The sequence below is a fragment of the Microvirga pudoricolor genome, assembly GCF_016892705.1.
Lineage (GTDB): Bacteria > Pseudomonadota > Alphaproteobacteria > Rhizobiales > Beijerinckiaceae > Microvirga > Microvirga pudoricolor.
The window spans coordinates 494,784-521,230 of sequence record NZ_JAFEMB010000001.1 but is presented as its reverse complement, the minus strand read 5'-3'; the positions used below and the strand labels follow the sequence as shown (position 1 = coordinate 521,230).

The window sequence follows — 26,447 nt, the reverse complement described above, 5'->3', positions numbered from 1 at the left end:
ATGCTTCTTTCGGATTCCTCCAGCGGCCGTTACACGGTCAGGGCGAGGACCAGCAGGATCGCACAGGCCGCCAGGACCCCGTCATGAAGCGTCGCGCGCGGGATTTTCCAAGCCGAAGCCGGTCGGTCGGCCGAGAGTCCACGCAGTTCCATGGCCAAGGCGGCGGCGCCGGCGCGCCGGATGGCCCCCGCCAGGAGCATCACGCCCGTCCCGAAGGACAGGCCAGCAACCGCCCTGCGTAAGGCCGTCCAGCCCCGGCCGGGCTCGACCGCGCCTCGGGCGATGAGCCGGGCGATCCGGGCATCCTCGGCCAAGGCCGGCAGGAACTGGACCGCCGCGAGCGTTCCGTAGGCGAAGCGCCGGGACACCCCGGCCCGGTGAACCATCGCCCGGGCCAGATCGGACGGGTTCGTGGTTAGGGCGAAAGCCATCGAGACCATCCCGGTCGCCACGATGCGCGCCGCGACCAGCCCGGAAGCCTCCCAGCCGGCCTGCGCCCCACTGCCCGGATTCGGGTTCGGCGCCACCGCGTATATCCAGCTCGACGTGAGCGCGAAGAACAGGAACGGGATGAGACCGCGCAGGAGTGACCGGACAGGGATGCGCTCCACGACAATCAGCAATGCCCCCAACAGCCCGCACAATCCGGCGAGGCGGGCCGGGTCGCGGGTCAGGGTCGTCCAGGCCACGAGGAGAAACGCGATTGCGAGTTTCGTGAGAGGATCGCGACGGCTCAGCATGGCCCTGCCGCCCCCGGCACCCACCCGAGGCGGTAGGCAAGACGGCTTCCGTCGGATGGGCAGACGGGAAGGGAGCCCGCGAGCGCCCGGGCCAAGATGGCGAGGCTCGGGCCTTCGGCGACGATCCGGCCCCCATCCAGAACCAAGATCCGGTCGGCCACGGTGGCAAGCCAATCGAGATCGTGACCGACGATGAGGACACCGCTGCCACGTCCCCGCAGGGTCGCGATGTCGGCAGCGAGGCCGGCCATCCCAGCTTCGTCGAGGCCCGAGGTCGGCTCGTCCAGAATGACGAGGCGCGGCCCGGGCGCCGCCATGGCCAGGGCCATGGCCAAACGTCTCCGCTCGCCATGGCTGAAAGCAAGGGAGTTGCGATGCGGGTCGGGGTCGAGACCGGCACCCGCGACGGCGCGTGCGGCGTCAGTCCAGCCCAGACGCCGCCTTGAAGCCTCGCCTTCGAGAGTTCCGGATGTGAGGGCGAGGGATGGGTTTTGCGGAAGATAGACCGGAGCCGCGATCCTTTCCCGGATCGCCCGCCCGCGATGGATCCTGAGGGCGCCCGCCAGGGCCAAGGCGAGGCTCGTCTTTCCGGCGCCGTTGGGCCCGGCTAGGCCTACGACCTCGCCGGGCCGGATCTCCAGGTCAATCCCTGCGAGCACGCCTCTGCCACCGCGTCGAACGAACGCGTTGTCGAGCGTCGCCAGGGGCGAACCGGCGGCGGCAGGGGCCGACCGGCATCGGAGTCCCAGCGCCTCGACGACGATACCGGCCACGAGAGGATCGGAGGCGCTGGGGCCGAGGGCCGAGATCAGATCCTCTGTGCTCCGCCCGTGCCACCCGGCCGGCAGCAGGCCGGCCTGTTCGAGGGCCGCGCCGGCTCGGACGGGCGCGGGAAGGCGAATGCGAGGGGCGTCCTTCGATCGCGCAATCGCCCGAAGCGTCGGGCCCGTGGGACCGTGCGCATACGGGTGGCCGTTCGGTCCTAGGACAAGCACCGCATCGGCCAGACGCATCGCGGTGTCGGCCCGGTGCTCGACGAGGACGCAGGCGCCCGACGACCGGCGCAGCCGCGCCAAGGCCTCCGCCGCAGCGGATGCGGCCTCCGGGTCAAGATGAGCAAACGGTTCGTCGGCGATGAGAAGAGCCGAACCCTCGGCCAAGGCCGCGCCGATAGCCAGTCTCTGGCGCCATCCTCCGGACAACGAGAGCGTCCGGTCCCGCCGCCCGAGGCCACGGGCCGGCGGCAGGGTCAGGGCGGCGTCGATCCTGCGGTCGATCTCCTCCGGCGCGAGGCCGCGGTTTTCCAACGCGAAGGCGATCTCGTCCTCCACCGAGAGCGCAACGAGATGGGCATCCGTATCCTGAAGGATCGTCGTTGCGAAACCATCCTCGGGTTCCGGTCGACGGATCGAGCCCGTCAAAGCAGCCGGTACGAGCGTCGGGATCGCCCCCGCCAAGGCCAGGGCGAGGGTGCTCTTGCCGCTGCCCGACGGTCCGAGCAAAGCCAGCGTCGAGCCTGGATCGACGCTCAGCGCAATGTCACGAACCGCATCCCGCGCGCCGCCGGGAAGGCGCACCGCGACGCCGCGCGCCTCAAGCGCCGGACGGTGCGGATGCAAGTCGCCTGTCCTCGTCGATCTTCAGCCCGTCGAGCGAGCCGGTACGGTGGAGAGCCCTCGCCAGATAACGGCCGAGAACGCCCGCCAAAAGCATTCCGCTGGCTACGCGCAATGCGAACATCAGGACGAGGAGCTTGGGGTCGAGAGCGCCGTAATTGAAGCGGATCCAGGTATAGACGAAGCTGAAGAGCGCCGCGCTCGCGCCCGATGCGAGCAGGACGGGCCAAGAGTAATTTTTCCAGCGTGTCGCCAGGAACGGCAGTTCCGCACCCGCGCCTTGAACGGCGCCGCTCAGGAGCAGAATCAAACCGGCCGGGTTGCCGGTGGCGACCTCCGCTATGGCGGCCACCATCTCGGCAAAGAAGGCCGCGAACGGCTTCCTCACGATGTAGGCCGCCACCACGGAGGCCACGCACCAGAGCCCGAAGAACAAGTCCATCGCCAGCGGGCCGATGAACGTTTGCGCCACGAGCCAGGCCTGAACCCAAGCCAGATAGACGACGCCGAAAACCGCCCCGATGGCGGCCACCACGACGATTTCGCGCTGCGACCAAGCATTCATGCGTTGGACTCCTGTCAATGACGATGAGGGAAGAGGGAGCGAGTCGCTCAGGTGCGGCTGGGGCTGCCGGCCGAAACGGTGATGCTCATCACCACATGCGCGCTCATGGGAGCGAAATCGATGAAGGCGCGCTCGATGGCGGCAAACACCGTCGAGGCGTCACCACGGAGCTTCGAGCAGAAATGCTTCGACTTCTCGTAGACGCCAGCCTGCTTGAGGAAATCGATGCAGGCTCCGATCCGCGCCATGTGGGCTTCCGTGCCGAGCGGGTAGAGGGAGATCTGCGCCGCAACCGGAATTCCCCGGTCCACGCCCGGATCGAAGCGGCTCACGGCGCCAGCGACGGGATCCTCGTCGGCGCGCAGGGGCGCCAATGCGGGAGCCGTGCAAATCGGATCGTCGGATTCGCCGGGGCATCCGCGCGAGAGCGTGGCCGAGAGCACCACATGTCCGCCGCCTCGCGCCACCTCCGTGAACGCGTCGCGCATGGCCCGCACCACGGCGTCGGGCGGCCCGACCAGCAGGGTGCTGATATCGTCCGTCTCGCGCCTGAGACTCTCGTTGTAGGTCTCAAGCGCCGCGATCCCGCGCAGGATCGCGGGAACGAAATCGGACGTCATCGGATAGATGGAGAATTGCGCGCCGGAAAACATGTGTCTCGCTCCGCTGGCATTGCCCAGATCAGCTCAAAAAGGGTTGGACTGTCGTCCTCTCAGCCCCGCACGGAGCACCCCTGACAGCCCGTAGGCTTAGACTGGAAATGACGTTGGGTAAAGCTCTTGTTTTCGCGATCTCACGAGCGATGGTGGCCGGCCAACCAGTGGCGGAGGCGGCTGTCGGTCGCCAGGGTTTCGGCGGCGGACAAAAGGATTCGTGACCTGCCTTCCACGTTCCGTTCGCCGGACCGGGCCGACCGGCGGAGTTCCCATAGACCGTTGACGGCCGCCGCGATCAGCTTGGTGGCCAGGAAGCGGCCATGGGGAATTCCTGCAAGTCCATAGGCCTCCAGGAGCGCCTGGTCGTCCTTCTCGTCGAAGTCTGCCTCCAGCGACGCGTAGGCAAGGTCCCAGGCTGGATCCGCCATGGCGGCATATTCCCAGTCGACAAGAAACATGCGGCTTCCGTCGTCGAGGCAATTTTCCGGCACCGGGTCGCAATGGCTCGGTACGGCGGTCAGCCTGCCTTGCTCGACCCTGTCCAAGCTGGCTTCGAGGATCTCTTGCACCGATGCGCCCCATGGCAGGGTTCCCGACTGGTCGCGATAGGACGCGGTGTAAGCGTCGACGATGCGCCTCGGGTCGTATCGTCCCGCCAGAACCCGCCCCGATCCGTGCAAGCGGGCGACGGCCTTCCCCAGGCGCCGGACGGCGGAAGGGTCGCTTCTGTACCGGGAAGGGCTCATGGGGTGCGCCCCGTCGATCCAGCGTGTGGCCAGGGTGCCGTCCGGTTCCGCGTGCAGGAGGGCCGGGCCGATGCCGATCTCCGCCGCCACGCGCGTGGCTTCGATCTCGTTCGCGCGGTCGATGAACGGACCGGGATCGGGATTGGGGATCCGAAGCACGACCGGGCCGTCCGGGGTATCGACGCGGTAATTCGCATTGGACCGGCCCCCGAGGCGGGTAGCCGTTCCGCCGGCAGCGCCAAGTCCGGGGATGCGGCTCAGGATTTCCGTGATCTCGGGCATGACGTCCTCGCGGGCCTGCGTCGGTGCTGCGCTTGCCATACAGGCCTTCCTGGCCCAGAACCACCGCGCCGCCCCTTCGGGCCGCATGCGCGCCTCTCACGGATCACGGAAACTTCCATTGGATCGCTTCGACGTCATCATCATCGGGGCCGGCGCCGCCGGCATGATGTGCGCCATCGAGGCGGGAAAACGCGGCCGGTCCGTGCTGGTCGTCGACCATGCCGGCGCCCCGGGCGAGAAGATCCGCATTTCCGGCGGCGGCCGCTGCAATTTCACGAATCTGCATGCAGCCCCGCAGAATTTCCTGTCGCAGAATCCGAGCTTCTGCATCTCGGCCCTGCGCCGCTACACTCAGCGGGATTTCATCGCCCTCGTGGAGCGCCATGGCATCGCCTATCATGAGAAGACCCTGGGCCAGCTGTTCTGTGACGGCTCGTCGAAGCAGATTGTCAACCTACTCACCTCGGAGATGAGGGCTGCCGGGGCCGAAATGCGCCTCGGCATGCCAGTGGAGACCGTCGAGAAGACGGACGACGGCTTCCGGGTTCGCCTGAACGGGGGCGAGGCGTGGGCCGCATCCCTTGTCATCGCCACGGGCGGCAAATCGATCCCCAAGATGGGCGCGACGGGTTTCGGGTACGATCTCGCCGCCCGGTTCGGCCTGCGCCTCACGGAAACGCGGCCGGGCCTGGTGCCGCTTACGCTCGATCCCCAGACCCTCGAGCGCCTCTCGCCGCTCGCGGGCGTCTCCGTCGATGCGGTCGTGGCGAAGGGAAAGACGCGATTCACGGAGGGAATGCTGTTCACCCATCGGGGGCTCAGCGGCCCTTCGATCCTCCAGATCTCGTCGTACTGGCGCGAGGGGGATGAGATCGTCCTCTCGATGCTGCCCGGCACCGATGTGTTCGAAACCTTGCGGCGGGCCCGCTCGCAGAACGGCCGGCAGGCGCTCCAGACCGCGCTGGCGGCTTTCCTGCCCAAACGGCTGGCCCAGATCGTGGCGGAGGCCGAGCCCCATAAGGGCAACTTGGCCGACCTCTCCGACAAGCACCTGCAGCGCATCGCAACTGCCGTCAACGAATGGCGTATCAAGCCCGCGGGTTCGGAGGGCTACCGCACCGCCGAAGTGACCCTGGGCGGCGTCGACACGCGCGATCTCGATTCGCGCACCATGGAGGCCAAGACTGTGCCCGGGCTTTATTGCATCGGCGAGGTCGTGGACGTGACCGGCTGGCTCGGCGGCTATAATTTCCAGTGGGCCTGGTCGTCCGGCTGGTGCGCCGGGCAGGTGGCTTGAGAGGGGGTAGGTGGCTTGAGAGGGGGCGGCCTTCCCATTAAGGGCAATGGATGCCCTTCGCGGGGCGGCGCTATGGTAGTGCCGAATCGGCAGGGATGAAGCCTGGGATGAACGCATGATCGACCTGAAGCCCTGGCTCATCGAGCAGTCGCTCCCCTTCTGGCATCGGCAGGGCTGGGACGCCCGCCACGGGGGCGTCCACGAGCGCTTCCTGTTCAGCGGCGAACCGGACCTCGAGGCCATCAAGCGCGTGCGCGTCCAGGCCCGGCAGATCTACTCCTACAGCCATGCGGCGGTTCTGGGCTGGTACCCCGAAGGCACGGCCTTCGCCCTCGACCTCCTGGACTGGATGGTCGCGAAGGCCCGGTCTCCCGACGGCCGGCCCGGCTTCGTCCACCTGCTGCACCCGGACGGGTCCGTGGCGAACCCCTTGAGGGATACCTACGACCACATGTTCGTGCTCCTGTCCCTGGCCTGGCTCGCCCGCGCCAGCGGCGACGCGCAGGTACGGGGACTCCTGGACGAGACCCTGGCCCTCGTCGACGAACACCTGACCGCCCCCGACGGCACGCTCCTGGAGGGCATCCCGTCCTCGCTTCCCCGGCGCCAGAACCCGCACATGCATTGCTTCGAGGCCATGATGGGCCTGTATGAGGCGCTCGATTACCCGGGCGCCTTGGACCGGGCCGCGCGCCTCCACGCCCTGTTCCAGACACGTTTCCTCGTCCCGGCCCCGAAGCTGCGGGAATATTTCACGGATGCATGGGAGGTCGCGCCGGGCCGGGAGGGTGAGAGCGTCGAGCCCGGCCATCAGGTCGAATGGACGTGGCTCCTCCACCGCTACCGGCGCCTGACCGGCCGGTCCTCGGGCTCCCTGCCGGGCGACCTCCTGGACGACGCCCTCGCGACGTCCGATCCGGCGACCGGCTTTCTCGTGGACGAAACGGATTGCCATGGAGCCGTCAGGCGGGCCACCCGGCGCATGTGGCCGCAGACGGAACTCGTGAAGGCCTGGCTCGTGGAGGCCGAATCCGGCCGCCAGGGCGCCTGGGAGAAAGCCGAAGAGGCTCTGTCCGCGCTCGATGACACGTATTTGTCCAAACCTTTTGCGGCGGGCTGGATCGACCAGTTCGACGCGGACGGGAAGCCCGCTATCGAGACTGTTCCGGCCAGCACGCTCTATCACGTGCTTGGCATGATCATCGAGGTCGACCGGGTTTCGGCGCGGCGGGCTTGAGAGCGTTCGAAATGACGGGCATGCGGCTGGGGGTGGATGTCGGCGGCACGAAGATCGCCGCGGTCGTTCTCGACCGGAACGGGCACCGAATCTTCCATGCGCGCCGGGACACCCCCAAAACTTACGCGGATGTCCTGCACGCCATCGGCGGCATCGTCGGCGAGTGTGAGGGTGCGGTAGGGGCGGGCGCCAGCATCGGCGTCGGCATGCCGGGTTCGCAATCGCCCCGCACCGGCCAATGGCGCAACTGCAACATGACCTTCATCAACGGCCGCCCGTTCGCGGCCGACCTGGAGGCCGCCCTGGGACGGCCGATCCGCATCGAGAACGACGCGAACTGCTTTGCCCTGTCGGAGGCGATCGGCGGGGCGGGGGAGGGCTATCCGGTGGTCTATGCCCTGACCCTCGGAACCGGACTGGGCGGCGGCCTGGTGGTCGACGGCCATGTGCGCCGGGGGGCCAACGGCGTAGCGGCCGAAATCGGCCATGTGCCCATCGTGGTGCCGGAGGGGGAGCCCGCTCCCTGTTATTGCGGCGGCCTCGGCTGCGCCGAATCCTACGTGTCGGGCACGGGCATGGCCCGCGATCACCGGCTGGTCACGGGTGAAACCCTGTCGTCGCCCCAGATCATCGCGGCCATGCAGGCCGGCGATGCAGGCGCCATTGCCACCTTCGGCCGGTTGACCGACCGCCTGGCGCGGCTTGTCGGCATGCTGGCCAACGCCCTCGACCCGGACGTGATCGTGCTGGGCGGCGGTCTCAGCACCGTCGCGGGGCTCGCGGAGGCCGTGCGCGACTCCGCGCCCCGTTACGTGTTCGGGCGGGAGGCCGCTCCTCCCATCGTGCTGGCCAGAACGACCGAGAGCGGCGCCCGGGGCGCCGCTCTGCTGTGGGACTGAAGGGGTGCTTCAAGTCACGACGGACGGGGCCGCTCGGCCCGTGAAGCCCTCGATCCCGGCGATCTCCTTGGCGGCCTCCACCACGGGAATGAGCGCGTCGCCCCGCTCCACGTGGTGCCGGCTCGGATCGGGCTCGAAGCGCTCCATGTAGATGCGTAAGGTCGCGCCGGCCGTGCCGGTGCCCGACAGGCGGAAGACCGCTCGGGCATCTTCCTTGAACAGGATGCGCACACCCTGCTTGGGCGTCACCGACCCGTCCACCGGGTCCGTATAGGCGAAGTCGTCGGCCGACTCGACCGTCAACTCGCCGAAACGCTTGCCGGGCAAGGTCGACAGGCCCTGGCGCAGGTGGGTCATCAGCTCGTCGGCCCGCTCGGTCTCGATCTCCTCGTAGTCGTAGCGGGTGTAGAAGTCGCGGCCGAACGCGGCCCAATGCTCGCGCACGATCTGGTCGGCGGGCTTCTTCAGCTCCGCCAGGATGTTGAGCCACAGCAGCACGGCCCAGAGACCGTCCTTCTCGCGGATATGGTTCGATCCCGTGCCGGCGCTCTCCTCGCCGCACAGGGTCACGAGGCCCGCATCCATCAGGTTGGCGAAGAATTTCCAGCCCGTGGGCGTCTCGTAGGCCTTGATGCCGAGCTTGGCGGCCACCCGGTCGGCGGCGCGGCTCGTGGGCATGGACCGGGCGACACCCGCCAGTCCCCCGGCATAGCCCGGCGCCAGATGGGCATGCGCGGTCAGGATCGCGAGGCTGTCGCTCGGGGTCACGAACAGGTTCGGGGCCACGATCATGTTGCGGTCGCCGTCGCCGTCGGAGGCCGCGCCGAAATCGGGAGCGTCAGGACCCTGCATGAGCTCCATGAGCTCGTGGGCATGGACCGGGTTGGGGTCCGGATGGTGGCCGCCGAAATCGGGCATCGGCTCCGCGTTGACCACGGTGCCGGCCGGCGCGCCGAGACGCCGCTCCAGGATTTCCTTGGCGTAGGGGCCCGTCACGGCGCTCAGGGCGTCGAAGCGCATGGTGAAACCGGAGCGGAACAGGCTCGAGATCTTGCCGAAATCGACCAGGGTTTCCATCAGCTCGGCGTAATCGGCGACCGGGTCGAGCACCTGAACGGCCATGCCGTCGATGGCGGTCTCGCCGATCCGTCCGAGGTCGATGTCGCTGGCATCGCTGGTCTTGTACTCCGTGATGCCCTGCGTGCGCTTGAACACCGCCTCCGTGAAGGTCTCGGGCGCGGGGCCGCCATGGGACACGTTGAACTTGATGCCGAAGTCGCCCTGCGGTCCCCCGGGATTGTGGCTGGCTGAGAGCACGACGCCGCCGACTGCCTTGTACTTGCGGATGATGCAGGAGACCGCCGGCGTCGAGAGCAGGCCGTTCTGGCCCACCAGGACGCGCCCGAAACCGTTGGCCGCGGCCATCTTCAGCACCTTCTGCACGACCTCCTTGTTGTAGTAGCGGCCGTCGCCGCCCACCACGAGGGTTGCGCCGTCCCGGCCCTCCACGGTGTCGAAGATCGCCTGGACGAAGTTCTCGACATAGTGCGGCTGCTGGAAGACCGGCACCTTCTTGCGGAGGCCGGAGGTTCCGGGGCGCTGGTCGGAGAATGGGGAGGTCTGCACGCTTTTCGTGGGCATGGACAATCGGTGCCTTTTGGATGGGGATGCAGGACGTGGAAGTCCCCGGCCACAGGGATGCAGCCGGGTCGCTCTAGGGTTTTAGCGCATCCGGCGCAAAAGTGGACCCGGATTCGCCTCCCCGGAACCCAAGTTCGATCGCGCCGATGGCGGGTCGCTCGGTCAGTGTCGGGGTTACTCCGTTCCAATTCGCTTCACAGGATGCGCCCGCGCCCTTATGGGAGACATACCGGCACCAGAGGACCCCGTTCGTGACGTCGCCCATCGGATCCATCATCACCCTCAGCGGATCGCCGCTCAGCTTTCGGCAAAGGGGGCTGATCGGGGACGGCAAGGCCGCAATCGTGGCGGATCCGGCCGGGCTCGCGCGGTGCCGGGAGGGCCGGGCGGCCCTGGAGGCGGCGCTTGCGCGAGGGGCCATCGTCTACGGGACGACCACGGGCGTGGGCGCCATGAAGGACCGATCCTTCGGGGTCAACGATCTGCTCCAGTTCAACCGGGGGCTCGTCCTGGCTCATCACTTCGCCATCGGGGCACCGCTGCCGCTCCAGGTGGTGCGGGTGGCGCTGGCGGTGCGGGTCAACACCGCCCTGTCGGGCCGTGTCGGCTGCACGACGGAACTCGTGGAGGCCCTGATCGGCCTGCTCAATGCCGATGTGGTGCCGATGGTGCGTGGGGTGGGGTCCATCGGCTGCGCCGATATCGGCCTGATGGGCCAGATCGGCGCCGTGCTCACGGGTAACGGGGAAGCCTATCACGGGGGCCGCCTCATGCCCGCCGCGGAGGCGCTCGCGGCGGCGGGTCTCCAGCCGCATATCATGGCCCCCCGCGACGCCCTGGCGATCGTGAGCGCGAACGCGGTGGGCGTGGCCTTGGCGGGCGAGGCCCTGGCGCGCGCCTCGGCGACGGTCCGCATGCTCCTGGCCACGACCACGACGGCCGCCGCCGGGCTCGGAGGCTCCAGGGCGCCCTGGGAGGCCGCGATCACGGTCGGCACGCGCTTCGAGAGCGCCATGGGGCTTTGGCTCATGGCGGTGTCGGACGGGTGGGATTGGCCCGTGGGCACCCATATCCACGACCCCTTGAGCCTGCGCATGCTGCCTCAGATCTACGGCGCGGTCTTCGACCGGCTGAACGATGCGGGCGCGGAGTTCCTGGTTTCCACGGCGAGGCCGGACGACAATCCGATCATCGTGGACGGGCAGGTGCTGGCCTCCGGCGGCTCGTTGCCCCTGAACCTGACCCTGACGGTGGAGAGCCTGGCGACCGCGCTCGCCCACGTGGCGCGCAACGCCTTCAATCTCTGCGTCCTCCTGGCCAATGGGGGGCGGCGCGGCCTGCTCGCCAATCTCGTGGTTCCCGAGACCATCGCGACGGGGTTCGGGCCGATCCTCAAGCTCGCCGGCGACCTCCTGGCCCGGGTGCTGGCCGATGCGGCGCCGGTCTCCGCCACGCCCCTCGTGGTCGCGGGCGGCATGGAGGACGAGGCGACCTTCCTGCCTCTCGCTGTCGAGCGCGTGGAACGTCAGATCATGGCCCTCCAGGGTTTGACGGCCGTTCTCGGCCTCTTGTCGACCCAGGCCATCGATCTCTCGGGGGATCTTCCGGGAGGCCTCGTCGGGGTGGTGCGGAGCCTCGTGCGAGAGGAGGTCTCCCTCATGGTGGAGGACCGCATGCTCTCGGGCGACGTGGAGGCTCTTGTCACGCGCCTGAGTTCGGTCGAAGCTCACCGCATGATCGTGGAAGCCACGCCTCCCTTGCCCAGCGATGCAGTATTCCTAGATCAGCTGTGGGAACTGGAAACAAAAGACTCGGCCTGACGCCATGGTTGGGCCTAGGGTTGGGAATGCTGTCACATTACGACAAGCCATGAGGATCACATGAAATCCGTCCTGAAGTCCTTGACCGCTGCCCTGGCCCTGACCCTGACGGTCGCCGCCGCGCGGGCCGACGTGGTCGTGTCCTCCAAGATCGACACCGAGGGCTCGGTGCTCGGCAACATCATCCTGCTGGCGCTCAACGCGAACGGCATCAAGACCCAGGACCGCATCCAGCTCGGCGCCACGCCGGTGGTGCGCAAGGCCATCACGTCGGGTGAGATCGACATCTACCCCGAATATACCGGCAATGCGGGCTTCTTCTTCAACAAGGCGGATGACGGCCTGTGGAAGGACGCCGCCAAGGGCTACGACGAGGCCAAGAAGCTCGATTACGACGCCAACAAGATCGTGTGGCTCACTCCCTCGCCGGCCAACAACACCTGGGCCATCGCGGTGCGCAAGGACGTGGCGGGGCCCGAGAAGCTGGCGACCCTGTCCGACTTCGGGAAGTGGGTCGCGGGCGGCGGCAAGGTGGTGCTGGCCGCATCGTCCGAGTTCGTCAATTCGGCGGGCGCGCTTCCGGCCTTCCAGACGACATATGGCTTCAAGCTCACGCCGGCCCAGCTCATCACCCTCTCGGGCGGCGATACGGCGGCCACGATCAAGGCGGCGGCCGACAAGACCAACGGCGCCAACGCCGCGATGGTCTATGGCACCGACGGCGGCATCGCGCCGTCCGGTCTGGTGGTGATGGAGGACGACAAGGGCGTGCAGCCGGTTTACGCACCGGCACCCATCATCCGCGAGGCGGTGCTGAAGGAAAACCCGAAGATCGCCGACATCCTGGCGCCGATCTTCAAGTCTCTCGACCTCACGACCCTGCAGGGCCTGAACGCCCGGGTTCAGGTCGGCGGCGAGGCCGCGAAGGCCGTGGCGACGGATTACCTGAAGTCGAAGGGCTTCGTGAAGTAATCTCCGGCCCCGGCGCGTCGAAGCAGGGCGGATCGTGAACGCAACCGGTTCTAAAGGCGGCATGTTCGATGCCGCCACAGGACGCCCGGCTTTGTTCCTGGATCGACTTGGGGCGGTCATCGCGCTCCTGATCGGCGTCGCGCTCTTCGCGGCGCCGTTCGTCACCTATCGAGCCAACCGGATCGTCTCCGGCGAAGGCCGCATGATGTGGGATTCCGTCCCAATCGCGATGGCCTTCGGGCTGATGGCGCTGTCGGTCGCGGTCGCGCTGGTCGGGACCCTTGTCCGTCACCGGTTCCTGCGCCTTGCCGCCGCCGTTGTCGGGCTGGTCGCGATCTTTCCCGCCGTCGGCTACGCGGCCCTGTTCGTCACGCCGCCGGACAACACCTTCGCGAGGGTCTCTCCCGGGACGGGCTTCTGGCTTCTCGTCTTCGCCTTCGCGCTGCTCTGTGGGGATTCCCTCTCTCGGATGAGGCTGGGCCCCTGGATGCGGCTGGCGGCGTTGGGGCTCGCCGTCGCGGCCGTGACGTTGCTCCTGACGTCGGGCGCCTGGAACGGCCTATCCTTGCTGAAGGAATACGCCAACCGCGCCGACAGCTTTTGGGTCGAAGCCCGCCAGCACGTCCTCCTGGCCGTCGGATCGCTGGCGGCCGCCGTCGTGGTCGGACTTCCCATCGGCATGCTCTGCCATCGCGTACCGTCCGTGAGGGGCGCGATCCTCCAGGTTCTCAACATCATCCAGACGGTGCCCAGCATCGCGCTGTTCGGCATTCTCATGGTGCCGCTGGGCCTGCTCGCCGCCAACGTGCCCCTCGCCGCCGCCTTGGGCATCCGCGGCATCGGCGCGGCCCCCGCCTTCATCGCGCTGTTCCTGTATGCCTTGCTGCCGGTCGTGGCCAACACGGTGGTGGGGCTCGACCAGGTCCCCGCGACGGTGGTCGATGCGGCGCGGGGCATGGGGATGTCCAAGCGCCAGCGCCTGTTCGGGGTCGAGTTGCCGCTGGCTTTCCCGATCATCCTCACGGGCATCCGCATCGTGCTGGTGCAGAATCTCGGACTCGCGACCATCGCGGCGCTCATCGGCGGCGGAGGCTTCGGGACGTTCATCTTCCAGGGTGTCGGCCAAACCGCCATGGATCTCGTGCTCCTCGGGGCCATCCCGACCGTGGCGCTCTCCTTCGCGGCGGCCGTGATCCTCGATGCCGTCATCGACATGACGAAAGGTGCCCGCGCATGATTGAGATCGAGCACCTGACGAAACGTTACGGTAACACCACCGTCGTGGACGACGTATCGCTCTCCATCGCGAAGGGCACGATCACGGTGGTCGTCGGCACCTCGGGCTCTGGCAAGTCCACCTTGCTGCGCATGATCAACCGTCTCGTCGAGCCGAGTTCCGGACGCGTGCTCATCGACGGCCGGGACACCATGTCGATCCCGGAGGACGCGCTTCGGCACCGGATCGGCTACGCCATCCAGGGCCATGGCCTGTTTCCCCACCGGACTGTGGCCGAGAACATCGCGACCGTGCCGCGCCTGCTCGGGTGGGACCAGGCGCGCATCGACTCCCGCGTGGACGAGCTTCTGCGCCTGTTCCAGCTGGCCCCGGACGAATTCGCCCGCAAGTACCCGCAGCAGCTGTCGGGCGGTCAGCAGCAGCGCGTCGGCGTCGCGCGGGCCCTCGCGGCTGAGCCCGAGCTCCTGCTGATGGACGAGCCTTTCGGAGCGCTCGATCCCATCATCCGGGGCAAAGCCCAGGAGGACCTTCTCGCCATCCAGCGGCGCTTCGGCACCACGGTCATCCTCGTGACCCACGACATGGAGGAGGCCTTCCATCTCGGTGACAAGGTGGCGGTCATGGACCGCGCGCGGCTGCTGCAATACGGGACACCCGCCGAGATCCTGGTTCACCCTGCGGAAGCTTACGTGGAGCGCCTCGTGGGCACGGCGGACCGGCCCTTTCGCCTCCTGTCCCTCAGCACCGTCGCGGATGCCCTGGAGCCCGGCCCCGCTTCCGGTCAGCCCGTGGACAAGGGCACGAGCCTGCGCGACGCCTTGGCCCGGATGATGTGGGCGGGACGTACCGAAATGCCGGTCGTGGACGGCGCGGGCGCGGCACTCGGCAAGGTGTCGGTCGCGGGCATCCTGGCCCATGGCCGGCAGCCCGCATGAGGGCTCTCGCCATCCTGCTGCGCCTAGCGGCGCTGGTCCTGCTCGTGACCTTCATCGCGGCCCCGAACCTGTTCGCACCGGTCTTCCAGCCGCTCACCACCTATGATGCTCCGGCGATCTACAATCAGGGCAGCCTGTTCAGCCTGACGCTGTCGCACCTGGCGACGGTCTTCAGCGCGGCGCTCGCCAGCACGGTCGTCGCCGTCCTGCTCGGAATCTTCGTGACGAGGCCGTCCGGGCTCGAATTTCTGCCCCTGTCCCGAAGCCTCGTGAATATAGGCCAGACCTTTCCGCCCGTCGCGGTGCTGGCGGTGGCGGTCCCGCTCGTCGGGTTCGGCGAGGCCCCGACCCTGATCGCGCTCTTCCTCTACGGCCTGCTGCCCATCTTCGAGAACACCCTGAGCGGGCTCACGAACGTGTCGCCCCTGACGCTCGAAGCCGCCAAGGGGATGGGCATGAGTGCCCGGCAGCGCCTGCTCGGCGTGGAGCTGCCGCTGGCATTGCCGATCATCCTGGCCGGGATCCGCCTGTCGGTGGTGATCAATCTCGGCACGGCCACCATCGGATCGACGGTGGCCGCCAAAGGTCTGGGCGAGGTCATCATCGCGGGCCTGCAGTCCAACAACACGGCCTTTATCCTCCAAGGTGGCCTCATCGTTGCATTGCTGGCCATCCTGATCCATGACGCTCTCATGAGCGTCGAGCGCATCGTGGCCCGGCGTCTGGGCCAACAACCCGCGGGAGCTGCCGCATGAGTGATTTCGATCTCGTCCTGTCCGGCACGGTCGTGCTGCCGTCGCGCCTCGTGGAGAACGGCTTCGTGGCCGTACGCGACGGCAAGGTCGCCCTGGTGGGGCAGGGGGAGCCTCCCGCGGGCCGGGAGGCGCACGCTCTCGGCAACGCCATGATCCTGCCAGGCGCCATCGACGCGCAGGTGCATTCCCTCAGCCAGAAAAACCAGGAAGACTTCATCTGGTCGACCCGCTCGGCTGCCGCCGGCGGCGTCACCACGGTGGTGGACATGCCCTACGACGAGGGCAACCTCGTGTGCTCGGCGCAAGCCGTGGCCCGGAAAGTCGAGCACGCAAGCCCTCAGGCGCGGGTCGACTTCGCGCTCTACGGAACGGTTGACCCCGACGAAGGTCCGGAGCGCATCCGCGAGATCGTGGACGCGGGAGTCGCTGCCTTCAAGTTTTCCACCTTCGGAACGGACGCGAAGCGCTTCCCCCGCATTCCACCCCACCTGCTCTTCGATTGCTTCTCGGCCATCGCCCCCACGGGCCTGACGGCTGGCGTGCACAATGAAACCCACGAGGCGGTGGATGCCTATATGGCCCGCGTGAAGGCCTCCGGGATCACGGATTGGCGCGCGCACGGCCTCTCGCGCCCGCCCATCACCGAGCTGCTCGCCATGACGGAGATCTACGAGATCGGCGCCGCCACGGGATGCCCGGCCCACGTGGTGCATTGCTCCCTGGGGCGCGGCTACGAGATCGCGGCAGGCTACCGGGCGCAAGGGTTCGAGGCCAGCGTGGAGTGCTGCATCCACTACCTGATCCTGGACGAGGAGAACGATGCCCGCCGGCTCGGCGGGAAGGCGAAGATCAACCCGCCGATCCGGCCGCGCGCCGAGGTCGAAAAGCTGTGGCGGCACGTGGCGGCCGGCAACGTGACGCTCGTGTCCACGGATCACGTGAGCTGGTCCGAGGATCGCAAGACGAACCCGGACATGCTGTCCAACAATTCCGGCGTTCCGGGCCTCGAGGTCATGATTCCGCTCTTCGTCAAGGGCGCCCTGGAGCGCGGCATCCCGCTCACCTGGGCGGCGCGCCTCATGGCCGAGAATCCGGCCCGGCATTTCCGCATCGATCACGTCAAGGGCGCCCTCACGCCCGGGCGCGACGCTGATATCGCTGTCATGACCCCCGAGCCCTTCACCTACGAGGCGGCGGCGAGCGGCCACAACGTGGTCGGCTGGAGTCCCTATGACGGCATGCGTCTGCCCTGGCGGATCGCCGCCACCTACAATCGCGGCAGGCTGGCCTTCGACGGCAAGGCGGTTCTGGCGGAGCCCGGGCAGGGCCGGTTCGTTCGCCCCGCGCTGACGCACCCGATCGCAGGAGCCGTATCGTGAGTACCCGGAACCTCCCCGTCGACGGCAAGCGGCTGTGGGACGATCTCATGACCCTGGCCGACATCACCGATCCGGACCAGCCCTGGACGCGCAGGGCCTTCTCGGCGCGCTTCCTGGAGGGCCGGGAATGGCTGAGAGCGCGCATGGAGGAGGCGGGCCTCGAGGTCAGGCTCGATACCGGCGGCAACCTGATCGGGCGCCGACCCGGCCGCGTTCCGGGCAAGGGCACCATTGTGGTGGGATCGCACACCGACACGGTGCCGAACGGGGGCCGCTTCGACGGCCCCGCGGGCGTCATCACGGGCCTGGAGATCGCCCGGGCCTTGCAGGATCGCGGCATCGAGCTGGATCATGACCTTGAGGTCATCGACTGCCTGGCCGAGGAGGTGAGCATCTACGGTCTCTCCTGCGTCGGCAGCCGGGCCATGGCGGGGCTGCTGGATGAGACCGCATTGGCGCGTACATCGCCGGATGGAGAGATTCTGCGCGACGGCCTGCGGCGGATGGGTGGCGACGATGCCCGACTGGCAGACGCCATCCGAGGCGACATCGCGGCGTATTTCGAACTTCACATCGAGCAGGGGCCCGTCCTCGAGGAGGAGAAGCTGGATATCGGCGTCGTGACCGCGATCGCGGGCATCACGCGGTGGGAGATCGTGGTGGAGGGCCGCGCCGACCACGCGGGCACGACGCCCATGGACCGGCGCGCGGACGCCCTCGTGGCGGCTTCCGAACTGGTCCTCGTCATCCGGGCTTTGGGACATCGGCGCTCGAAGGACGGGCTTGGCCATTTCGCCGCCACGGTCGGCGAGTTCCGGATCGAGCCCAACGCCGCCAACGTGGTGCCGTCTGGGGCTCGGATCCTGATCGATGCCCGCGCCGAGCATCGCCCGGACATGGACGGTTTCGAGGCGGAACTCGACGAGCACGTGCGGCAGCTCGCCGAGAAGCATGGCGTGACCATCGCGCCGCCCCGGCTCGTCTCCGACAACCGGCCGACACCCGCCGCCGAGCCTCTGATGAAGACGATCGAGGCGGCGGCGGACGCCATCGGGGCCACCCATCGCCGCATGGCCTCCGGGGCCGGGCACGACATGGCCTGGGTCGCCCGCGTCGCGCCCGCTTCCATGCTGTTCATCCCGTGCCGGGAAGGCCGAAGCCATACGCCCGAGGAATGGGCCGAGCCCGACGCCATCGCACTCGGGGCCAGCGTCCTGTTCGAGGCCGTCCGCCGTTTCGACGCGGCATCCCATCACTAAGGAAAGACAACGATCATGGGGCGCATTCTCACCGAAAAGGACGTCGAGGCGGCCGTGAAGGGCGGCTCCGTCTACGCGGCGGGCGGCGGCGGCTGGGCGGATCACGGCCGCATGCTCGGCACGGCCGCCTGCCGGGTCGGCAAGCCGGAACTCGTGGCCGTCGAGGAGTTGCCGGAGGATGCCTGGATCGCGACGGCGGCCGCCATCGGGGCGCCCGCGGGCACGACCGCGTGGGAGATGCAAGGCATCGACTACGTGAGAGCCGCGCAGCTCCTGGAGAAGGAACTCGGCGAGAAGCTCTCCGGTCTGATCATCGGCCAGAACGGCCGCTCGTCCACGCTCAACGCCTGGCTCCCCTCGGCCGTCATGGGCACCAAGGTCGTGGACGCCGTGGGCGATATCCGGGCACATCCGACGGGCGACATGGGGTCCATCGGCCTCGCAGGTTCGCCGGAACGAATGATTCAAACCGCGGTCGGCGGCAACCGGGACGAGAACCGCTACATCGAGCTCGTGGTCAAGGGCGCAACCGCCAAGGTCTCGCCGATCCTGCGCACGGCGTCCGACATGTCGGGCGGCTTCATCGCGAGCTGCCGCAATCCCGTGCGCGCCTCCTATGTGAGGCAGCACGCGGCCTTGGGCGGCATTTCGCTCGCGCTCAGGCTCGGCGAGGCGATCATCGCGGCGGAGGCCAGGGGTGGGCACGCGGTCATCGACACGATCTGCAAGACGACCGGCGGCTCCATCCTCGTCGAGGGCGAGATCGTCGCCAAGGACGTGACCTATACCCGCGAGGCCTTCGACATCGGCACGATCACCCTCAAGGAAGGCGGCCGCACATCGACCCTGCACGTGATGAACGAGTACATGGCCGTGGATGACGGCGAGGGCAGGCGCATCGCCACCTTCCCGGACGTGATCACGTCGCTCGATCCGAACGGCGAGCCGCTCAGCGTCGGTCAGCTCCACGTCGGCCAGAGGATCTTCGTGCTGCATGTGCCCAAGACTGTGATTCCCCTCTCGTCGAGCGTTCTCGACCCCTCCGTCTACCCGGCGGTCGAGAAGGCCATGGGCATCGAGATCGCGTCCTACGCCCTCGCGAAGTAAGGAAGATCCGATGGCGAACCGTCCCCCCTCCCGCCATGCCCGTTTTCCAGTGCCGGGCGGCAACGAATTGCGCTGCAAGGGCTGGCGCCAGGAGGCGCTGCTTCGCCTTCTCGAGAACGTTCTATCGGTGGGAGAGGATCCGGACAACCTCGTCGTCTATGCGGCGCTCGGCAAGGCGGCCCGCAACTGGGCCGCCCATGACGCCATCGTCCGAACCCTGAAGACCTTGGAGGAAGACGAAACGCTCGTCATCCAGTCCGGCAAGCCCATCGGGGTTCTGAGGACTCACAGGCAAGCGCCGCTGGTCATCATGGCGAACTGCAACATCGTCGGCCAGTGGGCGAAAGCGGAGATCTTCTACGCTCTCGAGAAGAAGGGCCTCATCTGCTGGGGCGGGCTCACGGCAGGGGCCTGGCAGTATATCGGCAGCCAGGGCGTCATTCAGGGCACCTACGAGATCTTCATGCGCATCGCCGAGCAGAGCTTCGGCGGCGACCTGCGCGGCCGCTTCATCCTGACGGCGGGCCTCGGCGGCATGGGCGGGGCGCAGCCGCTGGCGGGCCGGATGGCCAATGCCGCGATCCTGGCGGTCGAGGTCGACCCCGAGAGGGCCGAGAAGCGCCGCAGCATCGGCTACGTCGATCATGTGACAGGCGATCTCGATGAGGCTCTCGCCATGATCGAGACGGCAAGGGCGGCCTACGAGCCGATCTCCGTGGCGCTCGTCGGCAACGCGGCGGACATCTATCCTGAGATCGAGCGGCGCGGCATCGTGCCCGATATCGTGACGGATCAGACTGCCGCGCACGACCTCGTCTACGGCTACGTGCCCTCCGGCTTCACGCTCGATGAGGTTCGCGAGCTTCGCAACGCCGATCCGGGTCGGCTCATGGCGGCGAGCCGGGACAGCATCATCCGTCATGTTCGCGCCATGCTGGCCTTCCAGTCCAAGGGCTCGGTGGTCTTCGACAACGGCAACCTGATCCGCACGCATGCGAAGAACGGCGGCGTCGAGAACGCCTTCGACATTCCCATCTTCACGGAAGCCTATCTGAGGCCTCTGTTTGCCCGCGCCATCGGGCCGTTTCGCTGGATGGCTCTGTCCGGCGATCCCGACGACATCCGGATGATCGACGATTATGTCCTCGAAAGCTTTCCGGACAACCGGATCGTGTCGAACTGGATCAGGCTCGCCCGGGAAAACGTGCCTTTCGAGGGGCTTCCGGCGCGCATCGCCTGGTTGGGGCACGGGGCGCGGACGCAGGTGGCCCTGGCCGTGAACCGCATGGTGGCGGACGGACGGCTGAAAGGCCCGGTCGCCTTTTCGCGCGATCACCTCGACGCGGGCGCGATGGCGCATCCCAACATCATGACCGAAAACATGCGCGACGGTTCGGACGCCATCGCGGATTGGCCTCTCCTCGATGCCATGGCCCTGTGTTCCTCCATGGCGGATCTCGTTGCCGTGCATTCGGGGGGAGGCGGCTATGCCGGGTACATGACCTCGGCGGGCGTGACGCTCGTGGCCGATGGCACGGCGGCGGCGGCTGACCGGCTGTCCTCCGCGCTCGACAACGACACCTCGCTCGGCATCATGCGCTACGCCGATGCGGGCTACGAGGACGCCCTAGACGAGGCTGAAGAAAAGGGCATCCGTCACATCCGGCTCTAGAGGCCGCTCAGATCCCGCCGCCGGCGTTGAAAGTCTGCACTGTCGGCAGGATGATACTGACGGTCGTGCCCTGACCCTCGCGGCTCTCAACCCTCAAGCTGCCGCCGTGCAGGTCGAGAATGTGGCTTGCGAGGCTCAAGCCGAGCCCGGTGCCCGGCATGTGCTTCGCGTTGCGGCCGCGAAAGAAAGGCTGCGTGAGATGAGGCAGGTCCTCGGCGAGGACGCCGATCCCTTGATCCCGCACGGAGATTGCGATCGCGCCATCTCCTTTGTCTCCCGCGATGCGGATCGGGCAATCCACGGGCGAATATTTGATGGCGTTCGACAGGACGATGATGAACACCTGCTCCAGCAGGAGGGGATCGCCCTTGTATCTGTCGGGCAGTGGGTCGATCGCCACCTCGAACGGGTGCGACGGATGCTCGTCGTGATGATAGTCGCAGACCCGGCGCACCATTCCGTTCAGATCGAAATCATGGACGTCGAGGACCATGGCGCCCGAAGTGGCTCGCGTATGGGCCAGGATGTTCTCGATGATTTCGGTCAGCCGACCGACCGCACGCTTGATCTTCTCGGCGCGGGACCGGATGTCGCTTTCGCTCATCTGGCCGGCTCGACGGATCATGCTCTGCGTCGACGACGAGATCGTCGACAGGGGCGTGATCAACTGGTGGGCTAGCAGCGAGATGTAGTCGGCCTGGAAGCGCTCCCCGGCGAGGGGGGCCGGGCAGGTTTGTCGCGGTAGCCGGCCACGCGCCGGCGACGGGTCGGGCGAAGCAACCCCGTGCCTGTTGGAATAGCCTGAATGATCCGACACCGTCAGCCCATTGAATAGCGATGCACCCAGTCGACACCCCGGCAGCCCATGAAGGCAGCACCGGCGACTGTTCCGCGGCAGAGAACAGGATGGTCCCGCCGTCCCCTATCCCAAGGGCTCTGCCGAGGATGCTTGTGAAGTATGGGGGCGTGCGAAACATCGTCACCTCTCCGTTTAGAGAGGTACCAGGGGAAAATTTCCGATCGCGTCGGGTCTATCCGAACCCTGGACTAATCTATCTATAGTTGTACGGGCCGCAATAACGCAAAGTACCGTTACGAGTTCCTGCGATTACACAAGATTTGCTTGCCGGCGACCATGCAACCCTCCCGGATGATGCGCGTTGTTCAGCCATGCTGTTTTACAGAGGAGATTTACGATGGACGACGATCGCGTCAAAGGCAGCCTGAAGAACATCAAGGGCAGCATCAAGGAAGCCGCCGGCAAGGTGCTGGGCGATTCCAAGATGGAAGCCGAAGGCAAGATGGACAAGGCCGAGGGCCGGGTTCAGAACACCGTCGGCGGCCTCAAGGACTCGGTTCGCAACAACCGCGACTGACTCTAAGCGTTCTTAAGAGTCCAAGGCCCGGCATCGTCCGGGCCTTTTTCCGTGGCTTGGTGGCGCTCGATCACGAAACTGAGCTTCGGACCGTCCGCGTGCTGCTCCACGAGGCGGTCTCGCAGTTCCTGGACCATATGGGGAATGTCGATGGCGGCGAGCGGGTCGGTGCAGATCACCCGCAGACGCTCGCCCGGCCGCAGCCCACGAAGCGCTTTGCGGGTTTTGAGAACGGGGAGGGGGCATTTCAGGCCCGTCAGGTCGAGTTCGGTCACGATCGGCTCCCCGGCTCGCATTCCCGGGCCGCGAGCGACCTCTCGGCTGCACGCAGATCGTCCGGAGTATTGATGTTGAAGAATGGATCGATTGGCGCATCCGGCCATGGGATCTCCGCCAACCCTTGGCTTCGGGCCCATTCCCCTACGCGGCGCTCTCCTGCCAGGATGCCCTCCCGCAGGCCGTGTCCCAGGGTCACGGGCCACAGACCGACGGCCGGGTGGGCCCGCCCGCCCGATGAAGCGCAGGCGACCCGCCGCCCGGCCTCAACGCGGCCCTGATGAAGACGCAGGACGAGATCCCCCGGGATGAAGGGCGTATCCCCCGGTACAGTCACAACCCATGAGGCCCTCGACGGGTGGTCGCAGGCCCATTCGAGAGCGGCCAGGATACCGGCGAGGGGCCCAGGATGGCCCGGAACGGGATCGGGCAGGATCGTCTCGTCCATCCCGGCGAACCGGGCCGGATCGCCATTCGCATTGACGGCCAGATCGGCGCATTGCGGCCCAAGCCGCTCCAGCACATGCGCCAGGAGGGTTTTTCCGGCAAGCGGCAACAGCGTCTTGTCGCCGCCGCCCATGCGCCGTGAAAGGCCTCCGGCCAGGACGACGCCCAGGGTCCATGGGACTGCGTCCCCCATGGCTATTCAATCACGATCCGGGGCGTGGGCCGGGCGGTCTCGCCTTCCGCGACGGAGTTCCAGATCTCCCGGGCCATTCCGATGTAGAGAGCGGCATGGTCCCCGTCCGGATCGCTGGCCACGACAGGCCGCCCGGCGTCCGACAGTTCCCGGATCGACATGTTGAGCGGCACCTCGCCCAGGAACGGCACCCCGAGTCGCCCGGCCTCCGTGCGGGCGCCGCCATGACCGAATATGGGAGACGCCTGTCCGCAATGCGGGCACACGAAGGTGGCCATGTTCTCGACGATGCCGAGGATGGGGATCTCGACCCGCTTGAACATCGCCACGCCCCGGCGGGCGTCGATCAAGGCCAGGTCCTGGGGCGTCGACACGATGACCGCACCCGCCAGGGGCGTGGCCTGGGCCATGGTGAGCTGGGCGTCGCCGGTGCCCGGCGGCATGTCCACGACCAGGATGTCGAGGTCGCTCCAGGCGACCTCCCGCAGCATCTGGGTGATGGCGGACATGACCATCGGGCCGCGCCAGATCATGGCGGCCTCCTCGTCGACCAGGAAGCCGATGGACATGACCTTGAGCCCATAAGCCTCCATGGGCTCCAGGATGCGACCCTCCAGGAGCTTCGGCTTGCCCTGGATGCCGAGCAGCTTGGGAACCGACGGCCCGTAGATGTCGGCGTCGAGAAGTCCGACCTTCAGGCCGAGGGCCTTCAGGCCGAGAGCGAGGTTGACGGCGGTGGTGGACTTGCCGACGCCACCCTTGCCAGACGCCACGGCGACGATGTGCCGGACCCCGGGGATGCGCTGGGACTTCGACGGAGCCGCGCCCGCGCCGGGACCCGGCTGTGGCCTCGTGGGCGCAGGGGATTGGGCGGGACCGGCCGGCCGGTCCGCCGTCAGGCTGATGAAGACGCCCTTCACGCCCGGCAGGCCCTGCACGGCGTTCTCGGCCGCCTGGCGGACCTTCTCCATGAGCGCCGCCTCGGCGGGTCGGATCGCGATCGAGAACATGACCCGAGCCGCATCGTCCACGAGCACTTCCGATAGGCGCCCCGACTGGACGAGATTCGTTCCGCTGGCGTCGACCGGCACCGTGGAGAGCGCCTGCAACACATGTTCACGGCTGATGGCCACCTTCGAACTCCTCTCGCGGCATAGGGCATCTGATGGGCAGTTCCCTGCCATGTATAGGGCGACAACGGTTTCGTTAAGGGCGTCGGTGTCGGGGCGCGGAGAAAGTGAGAACCAAAGAGGGCTTGGCCCGTTGTTCCCATACTTTTCGCCCGGCCGGAGAACGCCCAGCCATCGACAGGCGCCCAACCGGCGCATCCGGCGTCCTCCCGCCCGAACAGTTCGAGATCGAAGGAGTATTCCATGCACGACCACACCCATGGCAACCCGGACGCCAAGAAGCTCTACGAGCTCATCAAGGACGTAAAGGTCGCGATGATGACCACCGTCGATACGGACGGCACCCTCCACAGCCGACCCATGTGGAACCAGGATGTGGACGAGAGCGGCGATCTCTGGTTCTTCACGGAGATCTCCTCTCCCAAGGTGACGGAGATCTCGCGCGACAATCAGGTCAATCTCGGCTTCTCCCATCCGGGCAAGCAGGATTACGTGTCGGTCTCCGGCAAGGCCGAGATCGTGCGCGACAAGGCCAAGATCGACGAGAAGTGGTCCGAACCGCTCAAGGCCTGGTTCCCGAAGGGCAAGGACGACCCCCAGATCGCTCTCCTGCGCGTTCACCCGCAGAAGGGCGAGTATTGGGACAGCCCCTCCTCCACGGTCCTGCACATCTACGGCTACGCCAAGGCGGCTCTGACGGGCGAGCAGCCCAACGAGCTCGGCGACCACAAGAAGGTCGATCTGCACGCCTGACCGCACGATCCATGACTTCGATCGGCCCTCTCCCGCAGGGGAGAGGGCTTTTCCATGCGTCGGGGAGCCTTCACGGGACAGCCGGGCTTCGCTATGGTCCCGCTTCCGTCATGGTGAGGAGTAAGCGATGGCCGACATCGCGACCAGGGTCTACAACCATACCTGGAAAATCGACCCCATCGTCCGGTCCGTTCTGGATACGGATTTCTACAAGCTCCTCATGGCCCAGACGATCTTCCGGCGCCACCGGGACGTCCAAGTCACCTTCGGCATCCACAACCGCACCACCCGGATCCGTCTTGCGGACATCATCGATGCGGGCGAATTGCGCGAACATCTGGATCATGTCCGAACCCTATCCCTCACCAGGGGCGAGTCCACTTGGCTGCGCGGCAACACCTTCTACGGCAAGCGCCAGATGTTCTCGCCTGAATTCATGGACTGGCTCGAGACCTTCCGGTTCCCGGAATACCTCCTTGAAAAGGAGGACGGGCAATATGTCCTGACCTTCCACGGTCCCTGGATCGAGACCACCATGTGGGAGATCCCGGCGCTCGCCATCCTGAACGAGCTGCGCTCGCGAGGCGTCCTCAAGGGCATGGGCAAGTTCGAGCTGCAGGTTCTCTACGCCCGGGCGATGACCCGGGTCTGGGAGAAGATCGAGCGCCTGAAGACCCTTCCGGACCTCTCCATCGCGGATTTCGGCACCCGTCGCCGCCACGGCTTCCTGTGGCAGGATTGGTGTGTGCAAGCCATGATCGAAGGACTGGGACCGGCATTTCTGGGCACCTCGAACTGCCTCATCGCCATGCGGCGCGAGGTGGAGGCCGTGGGCACGAATGCCCATGAACTGCCCATGGTCTACGCGGCGCTCGCCCGCAGCGACGCGGAACTCGCGGAGACCCCCTACCAGGTGCTCTCGGACTGGCAGGAGGATTATGAGGGCAACCTCCTCGTCATCCTGCCCGATACGTACGGCACCACGAATTTTCTGGCGAACGCGCCCGAATGGGTCCCGGACTGGACCGGCATCCGCATCGACTCCAAAGATCCCATCGAGGGGGGCGAGGAGGCCATCGCGTGGTGGCGTTCCCGGGGCCAGAATCCGACGGACAAGCTCGCGATCTTCTCGGATGGCCTCGACGTGGACGTGATCGAGGACATCCACCGCCATTTCCAGGGCCGGATGCGTATCGGCTATGGCTGGGGCACCCTGCTGACCAACGATTTCCGCGGCTTGGCCGCAGGGGGCGAACTCGACCCCATCTCCATCGTGTGCAAGGTCATCTCCGCCGATGGCCATCCGACCGTGAAACTGTCGGACAACCCTACCAAGGCGATGGGTCCCAAGGCCGAGGTCGAACGCTACAAGCGCGTGTTCCACGTGGGCGCGCAGCGGGCGCAGCCCGTGCTGGTCTAGACCGCCAAGGAGGGTGCCGCGCCCTGGCAAGCCATGT

25 protein-coding genes and 1 riboswitch are annotated in these 26,447 nt (G+C 67.2%); of the genes, 15 read left to right on the top strand and 10 right to left on the bottom strand.

What is annotated here, in order from left to right:
* Positions 1-29: 29 nt before the first annotated feature.
* The 5 genes from ILT42_RS02480 to ILT42_RS02460 all read right to left on the bottom strand — a co-directional run bounded on the left by ILT42_RS02480 (position 30) and on the right by ILT42_RS02460 (position 4,644).
* On the bottom strand, positions 30-740 hold the full coding sequence (locus ILT42_RS02480; RefSeq protein WP_204213729.1) for an energy-coupling factor transporter transmembrane component T family protein: 711 nt from the start codon (positions 738-740) through the stop codon (positions 30-32).
* Positions 734-2,359 (bottom strand): ATP-binding cassette domain-containing protein, encoded by a 1,626-nt coding sequence (locus tag ILT42_RS02475; RefSeq protein WP_204213728.1) that lies wholly within the window; start codon positions 2,357-2,359, stop codon positions 734-736. Before ILT42_RS02475 ends, ILT42_RS02480 begins: the two co-directional genes overlap by 7 nt.
* Positions 2,334-2,921 (bottom strand): ECF transporter S component, encoded by a 588-nt coding sequence (locus ILT42_RS02470; protein WP_204213727.1) that lies wholly within the window; start codon positions 2,919-2,921, stop codon positions 2,334-2,336. The genes ILT42_RS02475 and ILT42_RS02470 overlap by 26 nt, the downstream gene beginning before the upstream one ends.
* Before the next feature lie 47 nt (positions 2,922-2,968).
* Entirely contained in the window at positions 2,969-3,574 is a 606-nt protein-coding gene (locus ILT42_RS02465) for a YkoF family thiamine/hydroxymethylpyrimidine-binding protein (protein ID WP_204213726.1), read from the bottom strand.
* A riboswitch (TPP riboswitch) is annotated at positions 3,563-3,666 on the bottom strand. Its footprint overlaps the gene before it by 12 nt.
* Before the next feature lie 48 nt (positions 3,667-3,714).
* Positions 3,715-4,644 carry a choline/ethanolamine kinase family protein gene (locus tag ILT42_RS02460; RefSeq protein ID WP_204213725.1) on the bottom strand — a complete coding sequence of 310 codons (930 nt, stop codon included), beginning with the start codon at positions 4,642-4,644 and terminating at the stop codon, positions 3,715-3,717.
* 79 nt (positions 4,645-4,723) lie between these two features.
* Between ILT42_RS02460 and ILT42_RS02455 the strand changes: the two genes are divergently transcribed.
* The 3 genes from ILT42_RS02455 to ILT42_RS02445 all read left to right on the top strand — a co-directional run bounded on the left by ILT42_RS02455 (position 4,724) and on the right by ILT42_RS02445 (position 8,038).
* A complete protein-coding gene (locus ILT42_RS02455; RefSeq protein WP_204213724.1) occupies positions 4,724-5,902 on the top strand; it encodes a BaiN/RdsA family NAD(P)/FAD-dependent oxidoreductase in 1,179 nt (392 codons plus the stop codon).
* Between the two features lie 115 nt (positions 5,903-6,017).
* A complete protein-coding gene (locus tag ILT42_RS02450; protein ID WP_204213723.1) occupies positions 6,018-7,139 on the top strand; it encodes an AGE family epimerase/isomerase in 1,122 nt (373 codons plus the stop codon).
* Between the two features lie 11 nt (positions 7,140-7,150).
* Positions 7,151-8,038: an ROK family protein gene (locus ILT42_RS02445; protein ID WP_204213722.1), complete on the top strand. Its 888-nt coding sequence runs from the start codon at positions 7,151-7,153 to the stop codon at positions 8,036-8,038.
* A 9-nt stretch (positions 8,039-8,047) separates the two neighbouring features.
* Here the strand turns inward: ILT42_RS02445 and ILT42_RS02440 are convergent, their stop codons facing one another.
* Entirely contained in the window at positions 8,048-9,679 is a 1,632-nt protein-coding gene (locus ILT42_RS02440) for an alpha-D-glucose phosphate-specific phosphoglucomutase (RefSeq protein ID WP_204213721.1), read from the bottom strand.
* 251 nt (positions 9,680-9,930) lie between these two features.
* On the opposite strand from ILT42_RS02440, the gene ILT42_RS02435 reads away from it, so the two are divergent.
* The 9 genes from ILT42_RS02435 to ILT42_RS02395 all read left to right on the top strand — a co-directional run bounded on the left by ILT42_RS02435 (position 9,931) and on the right by ILT42_RS02395 (position 20,815).
* Entirely contained in the window at positions 9,931-11,499 is a 1,569-nt protein-coding gene (locus ILT42_RS02435) for an aromatic amino acid lyase (RefSeq protein ID WP_204213720.1), read from the top strand.
* Positions 11,500-11,559: 60 nt separating this feature from the next.
* Positions 11,560-12,471, top strand: coding sequence for a glycine betaine ABC transporter substrate-binding protein OsmF (gene osmF / locus ILT42_RS02430; protein ID WP_204213719.1), 912 nt, complete (start codon positions 11,560-11,562; stop codon positions 12,469-12,471).
* Positions 12,472-12,532: 61 nt separating this feature from the next.
* Positions 12,533-13,708 (top strand): ABC transporter permease, encoded by a 1,176-nt coding sequence (locus ILT42_RS02425; RefSeq protein WP_229428420.1) that lies wholly within the window; start codon positions 12,533-12,535, stop codon positions 13,706-13,708.
* Positions 13,705-14,643 (top strand): ABC transporter ATP-binding protein, encoded by a 939-nt coding sequence (locus ILT42_RS02420; protein ID WP_204213717.1) that lies wholly within the window; start codon positions 13,705-13,707, stop codon positions 14,641-14,643. The genes ILT42_RS02425 and ILT42_RS02420 overlap by 4 nt, the downstream gene beginning before the upstream one ends.
* Positions 14,640-15,398 carry an ABC transporter permease gene (locus ILT42_RS02415; RefSeq protein WP_204213716.1) on the top strand — a complete coding sequence of 253 codons (759 nt, stop codon included), beginning with the start codon at positions 14,640-14,642 and terminating at the stop codon, positions 15,396-15,398. The genes ILT42_RS02420 and ILT42_RS02415 overlap by 4 nt, the downstream gene beginning before the upstream one ends.
* Positions 15,395-16,777 carry a dihydroorotase gene (locus ILT42_RS02410; RefSeq protein ID WP_204213715.1) on the top strand — a complete coding sequence of 461 codons (1,383 nt, stop codon included), beginning with the start codon at positions 15,395-15,397 and terminating at the stop codon, positions 16,775-16,777. Before ILT42_RS02415 ends, ILT42_RS02410 begins: the two co-directional genes overlap by 4 nt.
* Entirely contained in the window at positions 16,774-18,036 is a 1,263-nt protein-coding gene (locus ILT42_RS02405) for a Zn-dependent hydrolase (RefSeq protein ID WP_204213714.1), read from the top strand. Before ILT42_RS02410 ends, ILT42_RS02405 begins: the two co-directional genes overlap by 4 nt.
* A 15-nt stretch (positions 18,037-18,051) precedes the next feature.
* The gene (locus ILT42_RS02400; RefSeq protein WP_204213713.1) at positions 18,052-19,143 is read left to right on the top strand and encodes a DUF917 domain-containing protein; all 1,092 of its coding nucleotides are present in this window, start codon (positions 18,052-18,054) and stop codon (positions 19,141-19,143) included.
* 10 nt (positions 19,144-19,153) lie between these two features.
* Positions 19,154-20,815, top strand: a complete 1,662-nt coding sequence (locus tag ILT42_RS02395; RefSeq protein ID WP_204213712.1) for a urocanate hydratase — start codon at positions 19,154-19,156, stop codon at positions 20,813-20,815.
* Between the two features lie 7 nt (positions 20,816-20,822).
* Here the strand turns inward: ILT42_RS02395 and ILT42_RS23155 are convergent, their stop codons facing one another.
* Positions 20,823-21,632, bottom strand: coding sequence for a sensor histidine kinase (locus ILT42_RS23155; RefSeq protein WP_204213711.1), 810 nt, complete (start codon positions 21,630-21,632; stop codon positions 20,823-20,825).
* A gap of 379 nt (positions 21,633-22,011) precedes the next feature.
* Here ILT42_RS23155 and ILT42_RS02385 point away from each other — a divergent pair, with 379 nt between their 5' ends.
* Positions 22,012-22,191 (top strand): CsbD family protein, encoded by a 180-nt coding sequence (locus ILT42_RS02385; protein WP_204213710.1) that lies wholly within the window; start codon positions 22,012-22,014, stop codon positions 22,189-22,191.
* A 2-nt stretch (positions 22,192-22,193) separates the two neighbouring features.
* Here the strand turns inward: ILT42_RS02385 and ILT42_RS02380 are convergent, their stop codons facing one another.
* Genes ILT42_RS02380 through ILT42_RS02370 form a run of 3 tightly spaced genes read right to left on the bottom strand, consistent with a single transcriptional unit; the run spans position 22,194 to position 24,240 of the window.
* Positions 22,194-22,487 carry a sulfurtransferase TusA family protein gene (locus ILT42_RS02380; protein ID WP_229428327.1) on the bottom strand — a complete coding sequence of 98 codons (294 nt, stop codon included), beginning with the start codon at positions 22,485-22,487 and terminating at the stop codon, positions 22,194-22,196.
* The gene (mobA, locus tag ILT42_RS02375) at positions 22,463-23,107 is read right to left on the bottom strand and encodes a molybdenum cofactor guanylyltransferase MobA (protein ID WP_204213708.1); all 645 of its coding nucleotides are present in this window, start codon (positions 23,105-23,107) and stop codon (positions 22,463-22,465) included. The genes ILT42_RS02380 and mobA overlap by 25 nt, the downstream gene beginning before the upstream one ends.
* 2 nt (positions 23,108-23,109) lie before the next feature.
* Positions 23,110-24,240: an Mrp/NBP35 family ATP-binding protein gene (locus ILT42_RS02370; RefSeq protein ID WP_204213707.1), complete on the bottom strand. Its 1,131-nt coding sequence runs from the start codon at positions 24,238-24,240 to the stop codon at positions 23,110-23,112.
* Positions 24,241-24,480: 240 nt separating this feature from the next.
* Here ILT42_RS02370 and ILT42_RS02365 point away from each other — a divergent pair, with 240 nt between their 5' ends.
* Together ILT42_RS02365 and pncB are read left to right on the top strand one after the other, a co-directional pair.
* Positions 24,481-24,990: a pyridoxamine 5'-phosphate oxidase family protein gene (locus ILT42_RS02365; protein ID WP_204213706.1), complete on the top strand. Its 510-nt coding sequence runs from the start codon at positions 24,481-24,483 to the stop codon at positions 24,988-24,990.
* 127 nt (positions 24,991-25,117) lie between these two features.
* The gene (pncB, locus tag ILT42_RS02360; protein WP_204213705.1) at positions 25,118-26,410 is read left to right on the top strand and encodes a nicotinate phosphoribosyltransferase; all 1,293 of its coding nucleotides are present in this window, start codon (positions 25,118-25,120) and stop codon (positions 26,408-26,410) included.
* The last annotated feature ends 37 nt before the right edge of the window (positions 26,411-26,447 follow it).